At 65.3% G+C, this 18,718-nt stretch carries 23 protein-coding genes; all 23 read left to right on the top strand.

Annotated elements, in window-relative coordinates:
* Window positions 1–114: 114 nt before the first annotated feature.
* The 23 genes from rpsL to rplE all read left to right on the top strand — a co-directional run bounded on the left by rpsL (window position 115) and on the right by rplE (window position 18,706).
* Window positions 115–489: a 30S ribosomal protein S12 gene (rpsL, locus tag AACX88_RS11890; RefSeq protein WP_009379175.1), complete on the top strand. Its 375-nt coding sequence runs from the start codon at window positions 115–117 to the stop codon at window positions 487–489.
* The gene (gene rpsG, locus AACX88_RS11885) at window positions 489–959 is read left to right on the top strand and encodes a 30S ribosomal protein S7 (RefSeq protein ID WP_009379177.1); all 471 of its coding nucleotides are present in this window, start codon (window positions 489–491) and stop codon (window positions 957–959) included. Before rpsL ends, rpsG begins: the two co-directional genes overlap by 1 nt.
* Before the next feature lie 89 nt (window positions 960–1,048).
* Window positions 1,049–3,154: an elongation factor G gene (gene fusA / locus AACX88_RS11880; protein ID WP_339393208.1), complete on the top strand. Its 2,106-nt coding sequence runs from the start codon at window positions 1,049–1,051 to the stop codon at window positions 3,152–3,154.
* A gap of 115 nt (window positions 3,155–3,269) precedes the next feature.
* Window positions 3,270–4,463, top strand: coding sequence for an elongation factor Tu (tuf, locus tag AACX88_RS11875; RefSeq protein WP_009379181.1), 1,194 nt, complete (start codon window positions 3,270–3,272; stop codon window positions 4,461–4,463).
* A gap of 133 nt (window positions 4,464–4,596) precedes the next feature.
* Complete coding sequence (locus AACX88_RS11870) at window positions 4,597–6,300, top strand: glycoside hydrolase family 13 protein (RefSeq protein WP_339393207.1); 1,704 nt, start codon at window positions 4,597–4,599, stop codon at window positions 6,298–6,300.
* A gap of 70 nt (window positions 6,301–6,370) precedes the next feature.
* Window positions 6,371–7,681 (top strand): extracellular solute-binding protein, encoded by a 1,311-nt coding sequence (locus AACX88_RS11865; protein ID WP_339393206.1) that lies wholly within the window; start codon window positions 6,371–6,373, stop codon window positions 7,679–7,681.
* An 8-nt stretch (window positions 7,682–7,689) separates the two neighbouring features.
* A complete protein-coding gene (locus tag AACX88_RS11860; protein ID WP_422614439.1) occupies window positions 7,690–8,571 on the top strand; it encodes a carbohydrate ABC transporter permease in 882 nt (293 codons plus the stop codon).
* A 2-nt stretch (window positions 8,572–8,573) separates the two neighbouring features.
* Complete coding sequence (locus AACX88_RS11855) at window positions 8,574–9,410, top strand: carbohydrate ABC transporter permease (RefSeq protein ID WP_339393205.1); 837 nt, start codon at window positions 8,574–8,576, stop codon at window positions 9,408–9,410.
* A 94-nt stretch (window positions 9,411–9,504) separates the two neighbouring features.
* Window positions 9,505–10,887, top strand: a complete 1,383-nt coding sequence (locus tag AACX88_RS11850; RefSeq protein ID WP_339393204.1) for an ABC transporter ATP-binding protein — start codon at window positions 9,505–9,507, stop codon at window positions 10,885–10,887.
* Window positions 10,888–11,929: 1,042 nt separating this feature from the next.
* A complete protein-coding gene (gene rpsJ / locus AACX88_RS11845; protein ID WP_009379191.1) occupies window positions 11,930–12,238 on the top strand; it encodes a 30S ribosomal protein S10 in 309 nt (102 codons plus the stop codon).
* 11 nt (window positions 12,239–12,249) lie between these two features.
* Complete coding sequence (rplC, locus tag AACX88_RS11840; protein ID WP_009379192.1) at window positions 12,250–12,924, top strand: 50S ribosomal protein L3; 675 nt, start codon at window positions 12,250–12,252, stop codon at window positions 12,922–12,924.
* A 5-nt stretch (window positions 12,925–12,929) separates the two neighbouring features.
* Complete coding sequence (rplD, locus tag AACX88_RS11835; protein WP_131248318.1) at window positions 12,930–13,583, top strand: 50S ribosomal protein L4; 654 nt, start codon at window positions 12,930–12,932, stop codon at window positions 13,581–13,583.
* On the top strand, window positions 13,580–13,879 hold the full coding sequence (gene rplW, locus AACX88_RS11830; protein WP_009379194.1) for a 50S ribosomal protein L23: 300 nt from the start codon (window positions 13,580–13,582) through the stop codon (window positions 13,877–13,879). Before rplD ends, rplW begins: the two co-directional genes overlap by 4 nt.
* A 30-nt stretch (window positions 13,880–13,909) precedes the next feature.
* The gene (rplB, locus tag AACX88_RS11825; protein WP_131248317.1) at window positions 13,910–14,746 is read left to right on the top strand and encodes a 50S ribosomal protein L2; all 837 of its coding nucleotides are present in this window, start codon (window positions 13,910–13,912) and stop codon (window positions 14,744–14,746) included.
* Window positions 14,747–14,761: 15 nt separating this feature from the next.
* Complete coding sequence (gene rpsS, locus AACX88_RS11820) at window positions 14,762–15,043, top strand: 30S ribosomal protein S19 (protein WP_009379196.1); 282 nt, start codon at window positions 14,762–14,764, stop codon at window positions 15,041–15,043.
* Between the two features lie 40 nt (window positions 15,044–15,083).
* Window positions 15,084–15,470 carry a 50S ribosomal protein L22 gene (gene rplV, locus AACX88_RS11815; RefSeq protein WP_131248316.1) on the top strand — a complete coding sequence of 129 codons (387 nt, stop codon included), beginning with the start codon at window positions 15,084–15,086 and terminating at the stop codon, window positions 15,468–15,470.
* Entirely contained in the window at window positions 15,470–16,285 is an 816-nt protein-coding gene (gene rpsC / locus AACX88_RS11810; protein WP_009379198.1) for a 30S ribosomal protein S3, read from the top strand. Before rplV ends, rpsC begins: the two co-directional genes overlap by 1 nt.
* Before the next feature lie 3 nt (window positions 16,286–16,288).
* A complete protein-coding gene (gene rplP, locus AACX88_RS11805; RefSeq protein ID WP_009379199.1) occupies window positions 16,289–16,705 on the top strand; it encodes a 50S ribosomal protein L16 in 417 nt (138 codons plus the stop codon).
* Between the two features lie 2 nt (window positions 16,706–16,707).
* Complete coding sequence (gene rpmC, locus AACX88_RS11800; RefSeq protein WP_009379201.1) at window positions 16,708–16,959, top strand: 50S ribosomal protein L29; 252 nt, start codon at window positions 16,708–16,710, stop codon at window positions 16,957–16,959.
* Window positions 16,959–17,246, top strand: coding sequence for a 30S ribosomal protein S17 (rpsQ, locus tag AACX88_RS11795; protein WP_009379203.1), 288 nt, complete (start codon window positions 16,959–16,961; stop codon window positions 17,244–17,246). The genes rpmC and rpsQ overlap by 1 nt, the downstream gene beginning before the upstream one ends.
* 151 nt (window positions 17,247–17,397) lie before the next feature.
* Window positions 17,398–17,766 carry a 50S ribosomal protein L14 gene (gene rplN, locus AACX88_RS11790; RefSeq protein WP_009379205.1) on the top strand — a complete coding sequence of 123 codons (369 nt, stop codon included), beginning with the start codon at window positions 17,398–17,400 and terminating at the stop codon, window positions 17,764–17,766.
* A 2-nt stretch (window positions 17,767–17,768) separates the two neighbouring features.
* Window positions 17,769–18,137, top strand: a complete 369-nt coding sequence (gene rplX, locus AACX88_RS11785; RefSeq protein WP_009379207.1) for a 50S ribosomal protein L24 — start codon at window positions 17,769–17,771, stop codon at window positions 18,135–18,137.
* Entirely contained in the window at window positions 18,137–18,706 is a 570-nt protein-coding gene (rplE, locus tag AACX88_RS11780; protein WP_009379209.1) for a 50S ribosomal protein L5, read from the top strand. The genes rplX and rplE overlap by 1 nt, the downstream gene beginning before the upstream one ends.
* Window positions 18,707–18,718: the final 12 nt, after the last annotated feature.

The raw sequence follows: 18,718 nt of genomic DNA, 5'->3' as shown, positions 1-18,718 counted from the left end.
CATCGGGAGTCAAGCTTCACCCGGTGTTCAGTCGGATATGTCCCACGGTTCACAGACGCGCATGCGCGGCCGATGTGGGAATTAGGTTCATCGAGAAGCAATGGAGAACGCTTAGTGCCGACAATCCAGCAGCTCGTCCGCAAAGGACGGCATAACAAGTCCGCAGGGTCCGACGCCCCTGCCCTCAAGGGCAGCCCCCAGCGTCGCGGCGTGTGCACCCGTGTGTACACCACGACCCCCAAGAAGCCGAACTCGGCTCTTCGCAAGGTCGCTCGTGTCAAGCTCTCGAGCCAGATCGAAGTGACCGCGTACATCCCCGGCGAGGGACACAACCTGCAGGAGCACTCGATCGTGCTCGTCCGCGGCGGCCGTGTCAAGGACCTCCCGGGTGTGCGCTACCGGATCGTGCGCGGTTCCCTCGACACCCAGGGTGTCAAGGGCCGTCAGCAGGCCCGCAGCAAGTACGGAGCGAAGAGGGAGAAGAAGTAATGCCGCGCAAAGGTCCCGCACCCAAGCGACCGATCGTCATCGACCCGGTCTTCAACTCGCCCCTCGTCACGCAGCTGATCAACAAGATCCTGCTCGACGGCAAGCGGTCGACGGCCGAGCGCATCGTCTACGGTGCTCTCGAGGGAACTCGTGAGAAGAACGGCAACGACCCCGTTGCCAACCTCAAGAAGGCCCTCGACAACATCCGTCCGTCCCTCGAGGTCCGCTCCCGCCGCGTCGGCGGTGCGACCTACCAGGTCCCGGTCGATGTCCGTCCCGCTCGTTCGACCACCCTCGCGCTGCGCTGGCTCGTCGGCTACGCCCGCCAGCGTCGCGAGAAGACGATGACCGAGCGCCTCATGAATGAGATCCTCGACGCCGGCAACGGCCTCGGTGCAGCAGTCAAGCGCCGTGAGGACACCCACAAGATGGCCGAGTCCAACAAGGCCTTCGCCCACTACCGCTGGTAATCGCCGACCCCGCCCCCTGGTCGGTCCGCTCTGCGGGTCGACCAGGGGCCGGGGAAGTCGATCAAGTCATCGATTGAGAGAGAGACACCGTGGCACTTGACGTGCTCACCGACCTGAACAAGGTCCGCAACATCGGCATCATGGCCCACATCGATGCCGGTAAGACCACCACGACCGAACGCATCCTGTTCTACACCGGTGTGAACTACAAGATCGGCGAGACCCACGACGGTGCCTCGACGATGGACTGGATGGAGCAGGAGCAGGAGCGCGGCATCACGATCACGTCGGCCGCGACGACCTGCTACTGGCACGACTACCAGATCAACATCATCGACACCCCCGGGCACGTCGACTTCACCGTCGAGGTGGAGCGCTCGCTCCGCGTCCTCGACGGTGCCGTCGCCGTGTTCGACGGCAAGGAAGGCGTTGAGCCGCAGTCCGAGACCGTGTGGCGTCAGGCCGACAAGTACAACGTCCCGCGCGTGTGCTTCGTCAACAAGATGGACAAGCTCGGTGCGGACTTCTACTTCACCGTGCAGACCATCAAGGACCGCCTCGGTGCGAAGCCGCTCGTCATCCAGCTGCCGATCGGCGCCGAGTCCGACTTCGAGGGCATCGTCGACCTTCTTGAGATGAAGGCCTACATCTGGCCTGACGAGTCCAAGAAGGGTCAGGACATGACCGAGATCGAGATCCCCGCGGATCTCAAGGACAAGGCCGAGGAATACCGCGCCCAGCTCGTCGAGGACGTCGCCGAGAGCTCGGAAGAGCTCATGGAGAAGTACCTCGAGGGCGAAGAGGTCTCCGTCGAGGAGATCAAGGCCGGCATCCGCTCTCTCGTCATCAACTCCGAGGCCTTCCCGGTCATGTGCGGTTCCGCGTACAAGAACAAGGGCGTCCAGCCCATGCTCAACGCGGTCCTCGACTACCTCCCCTCGCCGCTCGACGTGCCTCCGATGATCGGACACAACCCGAGCAACGAGGAAGAGGAGATCGTCCGCAAGCCCGACGTCAAGGAGCCGTTCTCGGCACTCGCGTTCAAGGTCGCCACGCACCCGTTCTTCGGTGCGCTGACCTACGTCCGCGTGTACTCGGGACAGGTGAAGTCGGGCGAGCAGGTCCTCAACGCCACGAGCGGGAAGAAGGAGCGCGTCGGAAAGCTCTTCCAGATGCACTCCAACAAGGAGAACCCGGTCGAAGAGGCGATCGCCGGACACATCTACGCGTTCATCGGCCTCAAGGACACCACCACCGGTGACACCCTGTGCGATCCGGCACACCCGATCGCGCTCGAGTCGATGACCTTCCCCGAGCCCGTCATCTCCGTGGCCATCGAGCCCAAGACGAAGGGCGACCAGGAGAAGCTCTCGGCTGCCATCCAGAAGTTCGTCAAGGAAGACCCGACCTACCAGGTCGAGCTCGACGCGGAGACCGGTCAGACCGTCATCCGCGGCATGGGCGAACTCCACCTCGACATCCTCGTCGACCGCATGCGTCGCGAGTTCAAGGTCGAGGCGAACGTCGGCAAGCCGCAGGTCGCGTACCGCGAGACGATCCGTCGGACCGTCGAGAAGTACGACTACACCCACAAGAAGCAGACGGGTGGTTCGGGTCAGTTCGCGAAGGTCCAGGTCACCTTCGAGCCTCTCGAGGTCGACGGCGACACGATCTACGAGTTCGAGAATGCCATCACGGGCGGCCGCGTGCCGCGCGAGTACATTCCGAGCGTCGACGCCGGCATCCAGGACGCCATGCAGCTCGGTGTCCTCGCCGGCTACCCGCTGGTCGGCATCAAGGCCACTCTGGTCGACGGTGCCTACCACGACGTCGACTCCTCGGAGATGGCGTTCAAGATCGCCGGTTCGATGGTCCTCAAGGAGGCCGTTCGTAAGGCGAACCCGGTTCTGCTCGAGCCGGTCATGGAAGTCGAGGTGCGCACCCCTGAGGAGTACATGGGTGACGTCATCGGCGACCTCAACTCTCGGCGTGGCCAGATCCAGTCGATGGACGACGCTTCCGGCGTGAAGGTCGTCCGCGCGATGGTCCCGCTCTCGGAGATGTTCGGCTACATCGGCGACCTGCGGTCGAAGACCCAGGGCCGTGCGGTGTACTCGATGCAGTTCTCCAGCTACGCGGAGGTCCCGAAGGCTGTTGCCGACGAGATCATCCAGAAGGTGCGCGGCGGAGAGTGATCTCCTAAGGCTCATCGCCAAGGTGATGCAGAACAACATCACCGGAATGAAAGATAACCAACAAAGGTCTAAGATATGAACCGCATATCTTTTGCCAACCACGAGGAGGAACCCAGTGGCAAAGGCTAGTTTCGATAGGACTAAGCCGCACGTCAACATCGGCACCATCGGCCACGTTGACCACGGAAAGACCACCTTGACCGCTGCGATCACCAAGGTCCTGGCGGACAAGTACCCCGATCTCAACGAGGCTCGTGCCTTCGACCAGGTGGACAACGCACCTGAGGAGAAGGAGCGCGGCATCACCATCAACGTCTCGCACGTTGAGTACCAGACCGAGAAGCGTCACTACGCTCACGTCGATGCCCCGGGTCACGCCGACTACATCAAGAACATGATCACCGGTGCTGCTCAGATGGACGGCGCGATCCTCGTCGTCGCCGCCACCGACGGTCCGATGCCGCAGACCCGTGAGCACGTCCTGCTCGCGCGTCAGGTGGGTGTGCCCTACATCGTCGTGGCTCTCAACAAGTCCGACATGGTCGAAGACGAGGAGCTCCTCGAGCTCGTCGAGTTCGAGGTCCGCGACCTCCTCTCCAGCCAGGAGTTCGACGGGGACAACGCTCCCGTCGTCCAGGTCTCCGCTCTCAAGGCCCTCGAGGGCGACGAGAAGTGGGTCAAGACCGTCGAAGAGCTCATGGACCAGGTCGATGACTTCGTTCCGGAGCCGGAGCGCGACGTCGACAAGCCGTTCCTCATGCCCGTCGAGGACGTCTTCACGATCACCGGTCGTGGAACCGTCGTCACCGGTCGTGTCGAGCGCGGCGTCCTCCTCCCCAACGAGGAGATCGAGATCGTCGGCATCAAGCCGAAGTCCTCGAAGACCACGGTCACGGCCATCGAGATGTTCCGCAAGACCCTGCCGGACGCCCGTGCAGGTGAGAACGTCGGTCTGCTTCTCCGCGGCACCAAGCGCGAAGACGTGGAGCGCGGTCAGGTCATCGTCAAGCCGGGTTCGATCACCCCGCACACCAAGTTCGAGGCCCAGGTCTACATCCTGAGCAAGGACGAGGGCGGCCGTCACAACCCGTTCTACTCGAACTACCGTCCGCAGTTCTACTTCCGGACCACCGACGTCACCGGCGTCATCACGCTGCCCGAGGGCACCGAGATGGTCATGCCCGGCGACAACACCGACATGTCGGTCGAGCTCATCCAGCCGATCGCCATGGAGGAGGGCCTCCGCTTCGCCATCCGCGAAGGTGGACGCACCGTCGGCGCCGGTCGAGTCACCAAGATCATCGAGTGATCTGACTCGTCTGAGTGAACTCAGCCTTCGGACCTCGGTCTGAGGCTCGCAGGGGCCGCAATCCCGAACAGGGATTGCGGCCCCTGTCGCGTCTATGCTGGACCCATCGGACTTCGATCCCGGGAGGAGCCCCATGACGGCAGACGCGACCAGGAATCCCGCGACCCCGCCCTCGCCGAGGTGGTCCGACGATGCCGTCATCTACCAGATCTACCCCCGATCGTTCGCCGACGGCGACGGCGACGGGGTCGGGGATCTCCGCGGCGTCCTCGACCGCCTCTCCCACATCGTCGACCTCGGCGTCGACGCGATCTGGCTCTCGCCCTTCTACCCCTCACCGCAGAACGACGCCGGCTACGACGTCGCCGACTACGTCGACGTCGACCCGCTCTTCGGCACCCTCGCCGACTTCGACGAGCTCGTCGCCCGCGCCCACTCGGCTGGCATCCGCATCATCGTCGACCTCGTCCCCAACCACACCTCGTCCGAGCATCCGTGGTTCCAGGCCGCCCTGGCCGCCGAGGCGGGGGACCCCGCCCGCGACCTCTACGTCATCCGCCCCGGCCGGGAGGACGGGGAGGCACCGCCGAACAACTGGACCTCGGTCTTCGGCGGTCCGGCCTGGACTCGCCTGCCCGGCAGCGACGAGTGGTACCTCCACATCTTCGACCCCACCCAGCCCGATCTCGACTGGTCGAACCCGGCCGTCCACGAGGCGTTCGCGGACATCCTGCGCTTCTGGCTCGACCGCGGCGTCGACGGCTTCCGCGTCGACGTCGCCCATGGGCTCGTCAAGGCCGAGGGCCTGCCCGACCATGTGCCCGCCCTCGGACCCGACGGGGCGCCCGTGCCCGCCTCCGAGCCGACGGCGGCGTCGCCGTACTTCGACCAGGAGGGCGTGCACGAGATCTACCGCGAGTGGCGGCGGATCCTCGACGCCCATCCGGGGGAGCGGATCCTCGTCGCCGAGGCGTGGGTCGAGCCCCTCGAGCGGCTCTTCCGCTACGTCCGCGCCGACGAGATGGACCAGGCCTTCAACTTCGCGTTCCTCATGACCGGGTGGGACGCCGTCGGACTCGCCCGCGCGATCGAGGACACCTTCGCCGCCGCGGCCGAGGTCGGAGCGGCCCCGACATGGGTGCTGTCGAACCACGACACCGTTCGCCACACCAGCCGTTTCGGGGTCGCCGAGCCTCCGCCGCACCAGCGCGGCATCGGACCCGACGACCCGCAGCCGGATCTCGCGCTGGGACGACGGCGCGCCTCGGCGATGGCGCTCATCGAACTCGGACTCCCGGGATCGGCCTACCTCTACCAGGGGGACGAGCTCGGCCTGCCCGAGCACACGAACCTGCCGGCGGCCGTCCGGCACGACCCGGTGTTCGCGCGCAGCGGGGGAGCCGAGCTCGGCCGGGACGGGGCCCGGACCCCGTACCCGTGGGCCGCCTCGGCGCCCAATCTGGGATTCGGTACGCCCGCGGGAACGGACACGTGGCTGCCTCAGCCCGAGACCCACGCCGCCCTCGCCCGCGATGCCCAGGAGGCCGCCGCCGATTCGATGCTCCACCTCTACCGGGGCCTGCTCCGGACCCGTCGGGAGCTCGGGTTGGGCCGGGGAGTCTTCGCGTGGCACCCGGTCCACGACCCGGAGCGGGGACTCATCGCCTTCACCGTGGGGACGGAGACCGGGCCGGTGCTCGTGGCCGCGAACCTCTCGGCGGACCCGATCGCCCTGCCCGAGGCGACCGGGCGGACCCTGCTCGCCGCAAGCAGCCCTGCCGCATGGGACGGTCGGGCGCTGTCGGGCGAGAGCGCGGTGTGGGTGGCACTGGCATGAGTGCCGACTTGATGTAGTCTGTGATTCAGATGACAGTGTCACCGCAACGTCGCAGACTGGCAGGTAGGCAATGAGGCATACGGCAAGGAAGCACCGGCCCTGGCGAACGGGCCTCGCCGCGTTCGCCCTGCTCGGACTCGTCGGGATCACCGGGTGCTCGAGCGGATCGTCGACACCGACCCTGACGTGGTACATCAACCCCGACAACGGGGGACAGGCGAAGATCGCCGAACAGTGCACCGCCGAGGCGGACGGGGCCTACCGGATCTCGACGAGCCTGCTGCCCAACGACGCCCCCAGCCAGCGCGAGCAGCTCATCCGCCGCCTCGCCTCGCAGGACTCCTCGATCGACATCATGAGCCTCGACCCCGTCTACGTCGCCGAGATGGCCAACGCCGACTACCTCACCCCGGTCCCCGACGAGTACATCGAGGAGTTCACCGAGGGCGTCATCCCCTCGTCCGTCGAGTCCTCGACCCGGCAGGGGGAGCTCGTCGCGACCCCGTTCTGGGCGAACACTCAGCTGCTGTGGTACCGGAAGTCCGTCGCCGAGGCGGCGGGCCTCGACATGTCCAAGCCCGTCACCTGGGACCAGATCATCGACGCGGCCGCCGAGCAGGACAAGCGGGTCGGCGTCCAGGGCATCAGGGCCGAGTCACTGACGGTGTGGGTCAACGCGATGATCGAATCCGCCGGGGGCTCGATCGTGAAGAACCCCGACTCCGACGGCGCCGAGGAGGTCGAACTCGGCATCGACTCCGAGGCGGGCCGCAGCGCGGCGGAGATCATGGCCAAGATCGGATCGACGGGTGTGGGCGGACCGCAGCTGAGCAACCTCGACGAGAACGCAGCGATGCTCGAGTTCCAGTCCGACGACGGCGGATTCATGGTCAACTGGCCCTTCATCTACCCAGCGACGAAGGCCGCCGTCGAGGCCGGCAGCCTCGACCAGGCGGTGCTCGACGACATCGGCTGGACGATCTACCCCCGGGTCGACGAATCCCAGGAGGCGCGGCCGCCGTTGGGCGGGATCAACCTCGGCGTCGGGGCGTTCTCCGAGCATCCCGACCTCGCCTACCAGGCCGTGTCGTGCATCAGGGAGCCGGAGAAGCAGGCGGAGTACTTCCTCACCGACGGCAACGCGCCCTCGAACCTTGCCGCCTTCGACGACCCCGAGGTCCAGAAGCAGTTCCCGGTCGCCCAGACCGTCGCCGAGTCGCTCAAGATCTCGGCCGCCCGTCCGCTCACCCCGTACTACAACGAGGTCACCGGCGGCATCCAGAAGTCCTGGCATCCGCCGGGCAGCGTCGACCCCGAGTCGACGCCGGCACGATCTCAGGAGTTCATCCTCGAGATCCTCCAGGGGGAGAGGCTGCTGTGAAGGCGAGCGTGTCGAACCGGCAGAGAGGGGAGACGCGGCTGGGCTGGATGCTCTCGGCCCCCGCGGTCATCATCCTCCTCGCCGTCACCGGATATCCCATCCTCCAAGCGGTGTACTTCTCCTTCTTCAACTACCGGATGACGGACCCGGACAACCGCTACGTCAACTGGGGGCAGAACTACATCGTCATCCTCACCGACCCGCTGTGGTGGCAGACGGTCGGGGTGACCCTCCTGCTCACGGTGGTCACCGTCGCCGTCGAACTCGTCCTCGGGTTCGCCCTCGCGCTCGTCATGCTCAACGCACTCAAGGCGGTGCGGCCGTGGGTGCGCACCGCGATCCTCATCCCGTACGGCATCATCACCGTCGTCGCCGCCTTCTCGTGGAAGTACGCCTTCGACCTCGGCACCGGCTTCGTCGGGACGTGGCTCTCGATGCCCGAGTTCGACTGGTTCGGCGACTTCTGGTCGGCGTTCCTCGTCATCTGCGCCGCTGAGATCTGGAAGACGACCCCGTTCATCTCGCTCCTCCTCCTCTCCGGGCTGGCGCAGATCCCCGGCGACATGCTCGAGGCGGCGACCGTCGACGGCGCATCGTGGTGGCAGCGGATGTCGAAGGTGATCATCCCGAACATGAAGGCCGCGATCATGGTCGCCCTCCTCTTCCGCACCCTCGACGCCTTCCGCGTATTCGACTCGGTCTTCGTCATGACCGCCGGTGCGCAGAACACGGCGACGGTCTCCTTCCTCACGTACAACCAGTCGATCGGCCAGCTGCAGCTGGGGATGGGGTCGGCGCTGTCGGTCCTGCTCTTCCTCAGCGTCGCCCTCATCTGCTTCATCTTCATCAAGATCTTCAAGGTCGACTTGGCCCAGGCGAGGGGAGAGTGACGATGTCGGGTCGCAAGCACACAGTCTGGTGGATCGTCATCAGCCTCATCGTCGCCGTCTACGCGCTGTTCCCGGTGCTGTGGATCGTCTCCCTCTCGCTCAAGTCGCCCGGCGACATCGCGAACAAGCGGTTCTGGCCGTCGGCGATCGACTGGTCGAACTACGAGCTCATCTTCACCGGTTCCGCCAACGACCTCTTCCTCCCGGCGCTCGTCAACTCGATCGGCATCTGCCTCATCGCCACCGTCATCGCCGTGGTCCTCGCGACCCTGACGGCGTACGCGGTCGCCAGGCTCGACTTCCCTGGCAAGAAGTTCATCCTCACCATGGCGCTCGCCGTCTCGATCTTCCCCGTCATCTCGCTGGTCACCCCGCTGTTCCGGATCTGGTCGGCGATCGGCCTCTACGACACATGGGCGGGACTGATCATCCCCTACCTCTCGCTCACCCTGCCGATCTCGATCTGGACGCTCGCGGCCTTCTTCCGCCAGATCCCGTGGGAGCTCGAGCAGGCGGCCCAGGTCGACGGGGCGACGAGCTTCCAGGCGTTCCGCAAGGTCATCGTCCCCCTGGCCGCTCCCGGTGTGTTCACCACGGCAATCATCGCCTTCTTCATCGCCTGGAACGACTTCGTCTACGGCATCTCGCTGACCTCCACCTCGGCGGCGCGACCGGTGCCGGCGGCGCTCTCGTTCTTCACCGGAGCCAGCCAGTTCGAGGAGCCGGCCGGCGCGATCTCCGCAGCAGCGATCGTCGTCACCATTCCGATCATCATCATCGTCCTCCTCTTCCAGCGCCAGATCGTCTCCGGCCTGACCTCGGGAGCGGTGAAGGGATGATCCGCCCAGCAGCCACAGCCATCAGGCGCGGGAGCGCAGAGCCGAGCTCTGCGGACCCGCGCCTCGTGACCTCACAGATACGGAGCCCACGACCATGTCAGTGATCGAACTGCGCAACATCGTCAAGCGCTACGGCGACGGATTCCCCGCGATCAACGACGTCAGCCTCGACATCGCCGAGGGTGAGTTCGTCATCCTCGTCGGCCCTTCAGGTTCGGGCAAGTCGACCCTGCTGAGGATGATCGTCGGCCTCGAGGACATCACCGAGGGCGACCTGCGCATCGACGCCGAACGGGTCAACGACTCCGCGCCCCGGGAGCGGGACCTCGCGATGGTGTTCCAGAACTACGCCCTCTACCCGCACCTGACGGTGGCCGAGAACATCGCGTTCCCCCTCATCCTCGCCAAGGGGCAGTACAGCAGGCAGGAGATCGACGAGCGGGTGTCGAGGGCGGCGAAGCTCCTCGAACTCGGCGACCACCTCGATCGCAAGCCCGCGAACCTCTCCGGCGGTCAGCGCCAGCGGGTGGCGATGGGACGGGCCATCGTCCGCGATGCGAAGGCCTTCCTCTTCGACGAGCCGCTGTCGAACCTCGACGCGAAGCTGCGGATCCAGATGCGCACGGAGATCGCGCGGATGCAGCGCAACCTCGCGGTCACGACCGTCTACGTCACCCACGACCAGACCGAGGCGATGACGCTCGGGGACAAGGTCGCCGTGCTCAAGAAGGGCGTCCTCCAGCAGTACGCGAGCCCGCAGGAGCTCTACGACGAGCCTGTCAACCTCTTCGTCGCCGGCTTCATCGGCTCACCGCCGATGAACTTCCTGCCGGTGGAGAACGTCGACGGTGAGCTGCGCTCGCCCTTCGGCGTCTTTACCCTGCCCGAGGGGGAGAGGGAGAAGCTGCGCGACGCGCCCCAGTACCTCGTCGCAGGCATCCGACCCGAGGACTTCCACGACGCGGCGACCATCGACGAGGAGCGCCGTGGCCGCGGCGCCCAGCTCAGCGCCGAGGTCGACGTCACCGAATGGCTGGGCAACGAGGTCTACGCCTACCTGCCCTTCGAAGCCGCGCCCGCCGTGCGCGAAGCACTCGAAGAGCTCGACCGGGACCTCGACGGAGAGGGGACGCGCACCCAGGTCGTCGCCGTCCTCGACCCGTCGACGAACGTCCAGGAGGGCGACACCGTCGACCTCTGGTTCGACCCGGCCAAGGTCATGGTCTTCGACCCCGAGACAGGGGAGAACCTCACCCGCGACCCGGAGAACGCGAAGCGTCTCGCCGCCGAGTCCGAGGCCGCCCGGAAGCGGGCCCTCGACCGAGCCAAGGCCCAGCAGAACGGCAACGGCCACGCGCAGCAGAACGGCCAGGCTCAGTCCAATGGCCAGACGCAGCAGAACGGCGGCCAGACTCAACAGAGTGGGCAGACTCAGCAGAACGGCGGCCAGACTCGGCCCACCACCACCGAGGCGTAGCCCCCACACCCAGCTAACCTCCACTCACCACCCCAGTTGTGGTCGCAAAACCGAGGCGTTTCGGCGATTTTGGCCCATTCTCCTCGGTTCTTCGACCACAACAGAGCTGTCTTAACCCTGAGAGGCGTCGCTCGGTGCGTGCTAAGACCTGTGTCTGACTCTTCGGGCTCGACGCGGGAGGTTGCCTCGGCGGGGCGCTGCTGACGGACGACCACCTCGACGGGGCACTTGTGGCGGATGGCGGGAGACCACTTCGGCGGGGCGTTGCTGACGGGTGGTCGACCCCCTTGGCGACGTTGCCTTCGAAGATCCAACCTGGTTGTGGTCGCAAAACCGAGGCGTTTCGGCGATTTCGGCGCATTCTCCTCGGTTCTTCGACCACAAACGCGCTGTTTGGGCACTGAAGTGCGGCAGTCGAGGCTCCGGCTTGAGGCGGAGGCCGCCTCGGCGGGGCCTTGCTGGCGGGTGGTGAGCGACCGCCTCAGCGCCGCTGCTTTCGAAGATCCAGCCCGGTTGTGGTCGCAAAACCGAGGCGAATCAGCGATTTCGGCGCAAACGCCTCGGTTCTTCGACCGCAAACGCGAAATTTTGGGACCGAGAGTGTTCGGGTCTGGGGATGTTCGGGACTGGGGATGTTCGGGGGTGAGACCCTTCTCACTCGTGAGGGGTCGGCGGCGGGGGAGTCGGAGGGGTTCGCTGAGACTTCTCTCACAAGCGAGAACCCCGGAATTGCGCGGAACACCGGGACTGTGACAAGATGGTCAGGTTGCGTTCTGGGTGTTGACCCCTGCACTGCGGCCCCGGCCGCGAACAGCCCGGAACACTATCGGATCGATGAATCTGCTTCACTGCGGGTTCGGACCGAGCAGCCAATGAGTAGAAGCGCCGTCGGACCGCGCGAGGAAATCTGAGGATTTCTCCGCAAGGAACAGCCGACACGCCCGACCGCGGGGGCCGGTCATAGTCAGCCGGCACAGACCACGCCCGAGCATTCTCGGGGGATGGTTGATGGCCGGAAGGAACTGAAGAAAGAGACGACGCCATGGCGGGACAGAAGATCCGCATCCGGCTCAAGTCGTACGACCACGCTGTGATCGACAGTGCTGCACGCAAGATCGTGGACACCGTCACTCGCGCTGGCGCGACTGTTGTGGGCCCCGTGCCGTTGCCGACGGAGAAGAACGTGTACTGCGTCATCCGTTCGCCGCACAAGTACAAGGACAGCCGTGAGCACTTCGAGATGCGCACGCACAAGCGTCTGATCGACATCGTCGATCCGACGCCGAAGGCAGTCGATTCGCTCATGCGTCTCGACCTCGCTGACGACGTCAACATCGAGATCAAGCTCTAAGGGAGGGAAAAATGGCGAACACTCGTTCCTCAGCTCTCCCGACCACCCGCAAGGTCAAGGGCCTTCTGGGTACCAAGCTGGGCATGACCCAGGTTTGGGATGAGCAGAACAAGCTCGTGCCGGTGACCGTTGTGGCCACCGGAAACAACGTTGTCACCCAGATCCGCGACGAGGAGACCGATGGTTACCCCGCCGTGCAGATCGCATTCGGCGAGATCGACCCGCGCAAGGTCAACAAGCCGACCGCAGGTCACTTCGAGAAGGCCGGCGTGACCCCGCGTCGCCACCTCGTCGAGCTGCGCACCGCTGACGCCGGCGAGTACTCGCTCGGCCAGGAGCTCGGTGTCGACACGTTCGAGGCCGGAGTCAAGGTCGACGTCACCGCGAAGACCAAGGGCAAGGGCACCGCCGGTGTCATGAAGCGCCACGGCTTCGCCGGTGTCGGCGCCTCGCACGGTGCTCACCGCAATCACCGCAAGCCCGGTTCGATCGGTGGAGCGGCTACGCCTGGTCGCGTGTTCAAGGGCATGCGCATGGCCGGCCGTATGGGTGCCGTCAAGCACACCACCCAGAACCTCACGATCCACGCCGTGGACCCCGAGAACAACTTCCTGCTCATCAAGGGCGCCGTTCCCGGCCCCAAGGGCGCCGTCGTTCTCGTTCGCTCGGCCGCGAAGGAGGCCTGAACGATATGACTGATGTCAAGACAGTCGACGTCGTCGATGCCACCGGTGCGAAGACCGGCTCGGTCGACCTGCCTGCCGAGGTCTTCGGCGTGCAGACGAACGTGCCGCTCATCCACCAGGTCGTCGTCGCCCAGCTCGCTGCTGCCCGTCAGGGTACGCACAAGACCAAGACCCGCTCCGAAGTTCGCGGCGGCGGTCGCAAGCCCTACCGTCAGAAGGGAACCGGCAACGCCCGTCAGGGTTCGATCCGCGCTCCCCAGTACAACGGCGGTGGAATCGTGCACGGTCCGGTCCCGCGCGACTACTCGCAGCGGACGCCGAAGAAGATGAAGGCCGCCGCTCTCCGCGGTGCCCTCTCCGACCGCGCGCGTCTCGACCAGGTCTTCGTCGTGAAGAACCTCGTCACCGGCGACGCCCCGTCGACCAAGCAGGCGAAGCTCGCGCTCGCAGGCCTCTCCGACCGGAAGAACACCCTCGTGGTGCTCGACCGCGACGACGAGATCACCTACCTCAGCGTGCGCAACCTGCCCCACGTCCACGTGCTCACCTCCGATCAGCTCAACACCTACGATGTGCTGATCGCCGATGACATCGTGTTCACCGAGGCAGCTCTTGCCGCGTTCCTGGGCGGAAACCGCAATTCGGAGGACGCATCATGAGTCTCAACTTCAAGGATCCGCGCGACATCATCATCGCGCCGGTCGTCTCGGAAAAGACCTACAGCCTGATGGACGAAGGCAAGTACACCTTCATCGTCGATCAGCGCTCGAACAAGACCGAGATCAAGAACGCCATTGAATCGATCTTCGATGTGCAGGTCGCCAAGGTGAACACCCTGAACCGTCAGGGCAAGCGCCGTCGCACCCGCACCGGCTGGGGGAAGCGCAAGGACACCAAGCGTGCCATCGTCGCCCTCAAGGACGGATCGATCGACATCTTCGGTGGATCGCTCTAAGCGATCCTTCGCCAGAGAAGGACAAGACTCATGGGAATCCGCAAGCACAAGCCGACGACCCCGGGCCGCCGTGGCTCTTCGGTCGCCGACTTCGTCGAAGTGACCCGGTCGACGCCGGAGAAGTCGCTTCTGCGCCCGCTGCCCAAGCGCGGCGGCCGCAACAACCAGGGACGCGTGACCACCCGCCACCAGGGCGGCGGACACAAGCGCCAGTACCGTGTCATCGACTTCCGTCGCCATGACAAGGACGGCGTGCCCGCCAAGGTCGCACACATCGAATACGACCCGAACCGCACCGCGCGCATCGCCCTCCTGCACTACGCAGACGGTGAGAAGCGCTACATCATCGCCCCGCAGAACCTCAAGCAGGGCGCGCAGGTGGAAGCGGGACCGGGCGCCGACATCAAGCCGGGCAACAACCTCGCCCTGCGCAACATCCCGGTCGGCACCGTCGTCCACGCCGTCGAGCTCCGCCCCGGTGGCGGCGCGAAGATCGCCCGCTCTGCCGGTTCGTCCGTGCAGCTCGTCGCGAAGTACGGCCGTTTCGCTCAGCTGCGGATGCCTTCGGGCGAGATCCGCAACGTCGACGCCCGCTGCCGTGCCACGGTCGGCGAGGTCGGCAACGCCGAGCAGTCGAACATCAACTGGGGCAAGGCAGGCCGCATGCGCTGGAAGGGCAAGCGCCCCTCCGTCCGCGGTGTTGTGATGAACCCGGTCGACCACCCGCACGGCGGTGGCGAGGGCAAGACCTCGGGTGGTCGTCACCCGGTCAGCCCTTGGGGTCAGCCAGAAGGCCGCACTCGCCGGCCGAAGAAAGAGAGCGACAAGTACATCGTGCGCCGTCGCCGGACCGGCAAGAAGCGCTGATTGGAGTACTGACTTATGCCTCGTAGCCTCAAGAAGGGTCCTTTCGTCGATGAGCACCTGTACCAGAAGGTCGCTCGTCAGAACGAAAAGGGCACCAAGAACGTAATCAAGACATGGTCGCGTCGCTCGATGATCATCCCGGACTTCCTGGGACACACCATCGCCGTTCACGACGGACGCAAGCACGTGCCGGTCTTCATCACTGAAGCGATGGTCGGGCACAAGCTCGGCGAGTTCGCACCCACACGGACGTTCCGTGGCCACGAAAAGGACGATCGCAAGGGTCGCCGCCGCTGAGGCGGGGGACTCTCGATCTTAGACAAGAGAGAAGGAAGCGATGGAAGCCAAGGCTAAGGCGCGTTACCTGCGCGTCACGCCTCGCAAGGCTCGGCGCGTCATCGACCTCATTCGTGGTCAGCAGGCGACCGAAGCACTTGCAGTGTTGAAGTTTGCAGAACAGTCCGCATCCGATCCGATTTACAAGCTCGTCGCCTCGGGCATCGCCAACGCGCGTGTCAAGGCCGACGAGGAGGGCGTTGCGTTCGACGAGAACGACCTGGTCATCTCGGAAGCATTCGTGGATGAGGGACCGACCATGAAGCGGTTCCGCCCGCGTGCCCAGGGACGTGCGTTCCGCATCGAGAAGCGCACCAGCCACGTCACCGTGGTCCTGGCCAGTGGCGACGACCTGCCGCAGCGCAAGAGCCGGAAGGGGAACCGCTAATGGGCCAGAAGATCAATCCGAACGGATTCCGACTCGGAATCACCACGGACCACAAGTCGAAGTGGTTCGCTGACTCGACCAAGCCGGGGCAGCGCTACAGCGACTACGTGCTCGAAGACGTCAAGATCCGTCAGATGATGACCAAGGGCCTCGAGCGGGCCGGCATCTCGAAGGTCAACATCGAGCGCACCCGTGACCGTGTCCGCGTCGACATCCACACCGCCCGTCCGGGCATCGTCATCGGACGTCGCGGCGCCGAAGCCGACCGCATCCGCGGTCAGCTCGAGAAGCTCACCGGCAAGCAGATCCAGCTCAACATCCTCGAGGTGAAGAACCCCGAGATCGACGCCCAGCTCGTCGCTCAGGGTGTTGCCGAGCAGCTCGCGTCCCGCGTGGCGTTCCGCCGTGCGATGCGCAAGGCCATCCAGTCCGCGCAGCGCGCCGGTGCCAAGGGCATCCGCGTGCAGTGCTCGGGTCGTCTCGGCGGCGCCGAGATGAGCCGGTCGGAGTTCTACCGCGAAGGCCGTGTGCCCCTGCACACCCTGCGCGCGAACATCGACTACGGATTCCACGAGGCGCACACCACCTTCGGACGCATCGGCGTCAAGGTGTGGATCTACAAGGGCGACATGACCGATAAGGAGCTTGCCGCCGAGCAGGCGAAGGCTCCTGCTGCTCGCGGCCCCCGTGGTCGCGGACGCGGTCGTGGCGGCCGTGGTCGCGGTCAGGAAGGCGGAGCACGCCGGAACGACTCGGCCCGTACCACTGAGAACAGCGCCGAGGCCCCCGCGGCCGAGGCCGGAACGGAGGGCTGAGACATGTTGATCCCTCGTCGAGTGAAGTACCGCAAGCAGCACCACCCCAAGCGGGGCGGCGCCGCCAAGGGTGGCACGACGGTGGCCTTCGGTGACTACGGCATCCAGGCCCTCGAGCCGGCCTACGTCACCAACAGGCAGATCGAAGCCGCACGTATTGCCATGACGCGCTACATCAAGCGCGGTGGCAAGGTGTGGATCAACATCTACCCTGACCGACCGCTGACGAAGAAGCCCGCCGAGACCCGCATGGGTTCCGGTAAGGGCTCTCCCGAGTGGTGGGTCGCCAATGTCAAGCCGGGTCGGGTCATGTTCGAACTCGCCGGCGTGTCCGAGGAAGTTGCTCGCGAGGCCCTGCGCCTGGCGATCCACAAGCTTCCGCTCAAGGCCCGCATCGTGGCCCGCGAAGGTGGTGAGTGAGCATGGCAATCGGTTCGAAGAACCTGTCCATGGACGCGCTTGACGGTTTCGACAACGAGCGTCTGGCAGAGGAGCTCAAGAAGGCCAAGGCCGAGCTGTTCAATCTGCGTTTCCAGTCGGCCACCGGCCAGCTGGAGAGCCACGGCCGCCTCAAGGCTGTGCGTCGCGACATCGCTCGTATCTACACCGTGCTCAACGAGCGGGAGCTGGACATCCGTCCCAACCCCGCTGATGCGAAGGAAGAGGACAAGTGATGGCGGAGACCACCAAGCCCGAGGCGACGACCCCCGAGCGCAACTCCCGCAAGACTGCGCGTGGCTACGTCGTGTCCGACAAGATGGACAAGACCATCGTCGTCGAGGTCGAGGAGCGCATGAAGCACCGCCTCTACGGCAAGGTCATGCGCAAGTCGGTCAAGATCAAGGCTCATGACGAAGAGAACACCGCCGGCATCGGCGACCTCGTCGTCGTGGCCGAAACGCGTCCGGTCTCGGCCGCGAAGCGCTGGCGGCTCGTCGAGATCGTCGAACGAGCCAAGTAAGGCCGGCGTCGCCCCTCCCTCCTGGTCCCGCCCATGGTCTCGTCCGCGAGGCCATGGGCGGCTACCGGGAACGGGGTGAGTATGTCAATGAATCCGTTCCGCAAGGCTCGCAGCACCATCGTGAGAACCAGCGCGACGACAGGAGAAAACAGTGATTCAGCAAGAGTCGCGACTCAAAGTCGCCGACAACACCGGAGCCAAGGAGATCCTGGCCATCAGGATCCTCGGCGGTTCCGGTCGGCGCTACGCCTCGATCGGTGACACCATCGTGGCCACCGTCAAAGACGCAATCCCCGGCGGCAATGTGAAGAAGGGTGACGTCGTCAAGGCCGTCATCGTCCGCACCGCCAAGGAACGCCGTCGTCCGGACGGCTCCTACATCAAGTTCGACGAGAATGCAGCAGTCATCCTCAAGAACGATGGGGAACCGCGCGGCACCCGCATCTTCGGACCCGTGGGACGCGAATTGCGTGACAAGAAGTTCATGAAGATCGTCTCCCTGGCACCGGAGGTGTTGTGAGCATGGCGAACAAGCTCAAGATCAAGAAGGGCGACCTCGTCCAGGTGATCGCAGGTGCCCGTCAGTCGCGCGGCGGCGATCGTGGGAAGCAGGGCAAGGTCCTTGCCGTCTACCCCGAGCGCAACCGCGTCCTCGTCGAGGGCGTCAACCGCGTGATCAAGCACAAGAAGGCAACCCAGACTCAGGCCGGCGGCACCGCCGGTGGCCGTGAGACTCACGAAGCCCCCATCCATGTGTCCAACGTGGCGCTCGTTGATCCCAAGGACAACAAGCCGACCCGCGTGGGATACCGCGAGGAGAAGGTGGAGCGCGACGGCCGCACCAAGACCGTTCGCGTCCGCTACTCGCGTCGCACCGGGGAGGAGATCTGATGACGGAGACAAGCACGAACCGTCCGGCGCCGCGCCTCAAGCAGGTCTACCGCGATGAGATCGTCGGTAAGCTCCAGGACGAATTCGACTACGCGAACCCGATGCAGGTTCCCGGCCTGACCAAGGTCGTCGTGAACATGGGTGTGGGTGACGCTGCGCGTGACTCGAAGCTCATCGAAGGTGCGATCAACGACCTCACCCTCATCACCGGCCAGAAGCCGGTCGTGACGCGGGCGAAGAAGTCGATCGCCCAGTTCAAGCTGCGCGAGGGCCAGCCCATCGGTGCGCACGTCACCATGCGCGGCGCCCGGATGTGGGAGTTCGTCGACCGTGTCATCTCCCTGGCGCTTCCGCGCATCCGCGACTTCCGCGGACTCTCGGACCGTCAGTTCGATGGCAACGGCAACTACACCTTCGGTCTCACGGAGCAGTCGATGTTCCACGAGATCGATCAGGATCGCATCGATCGCGTCCGCGGTATGGACATCACCGTCGTCACCACCGCCAAGACCGACGATGAGGGACGGGCGCTGCTGCGTCACCTCGGGTTCCCGTTCAAGACAAAATGATCTCTACGTTGC

Source organism: Brevibacterium metallidurans, from assembly GCF_037101285.1.
Lineage (GTDB): Bacteria > Actinomycetota > Actinomycetes > Actinomycetales > Brevibacteriaceae > Brevibacterium > Brevibacterium metallidurans.
This window is presented reverse-complemented; position numbering and strand designations above follow the sequence as displayed.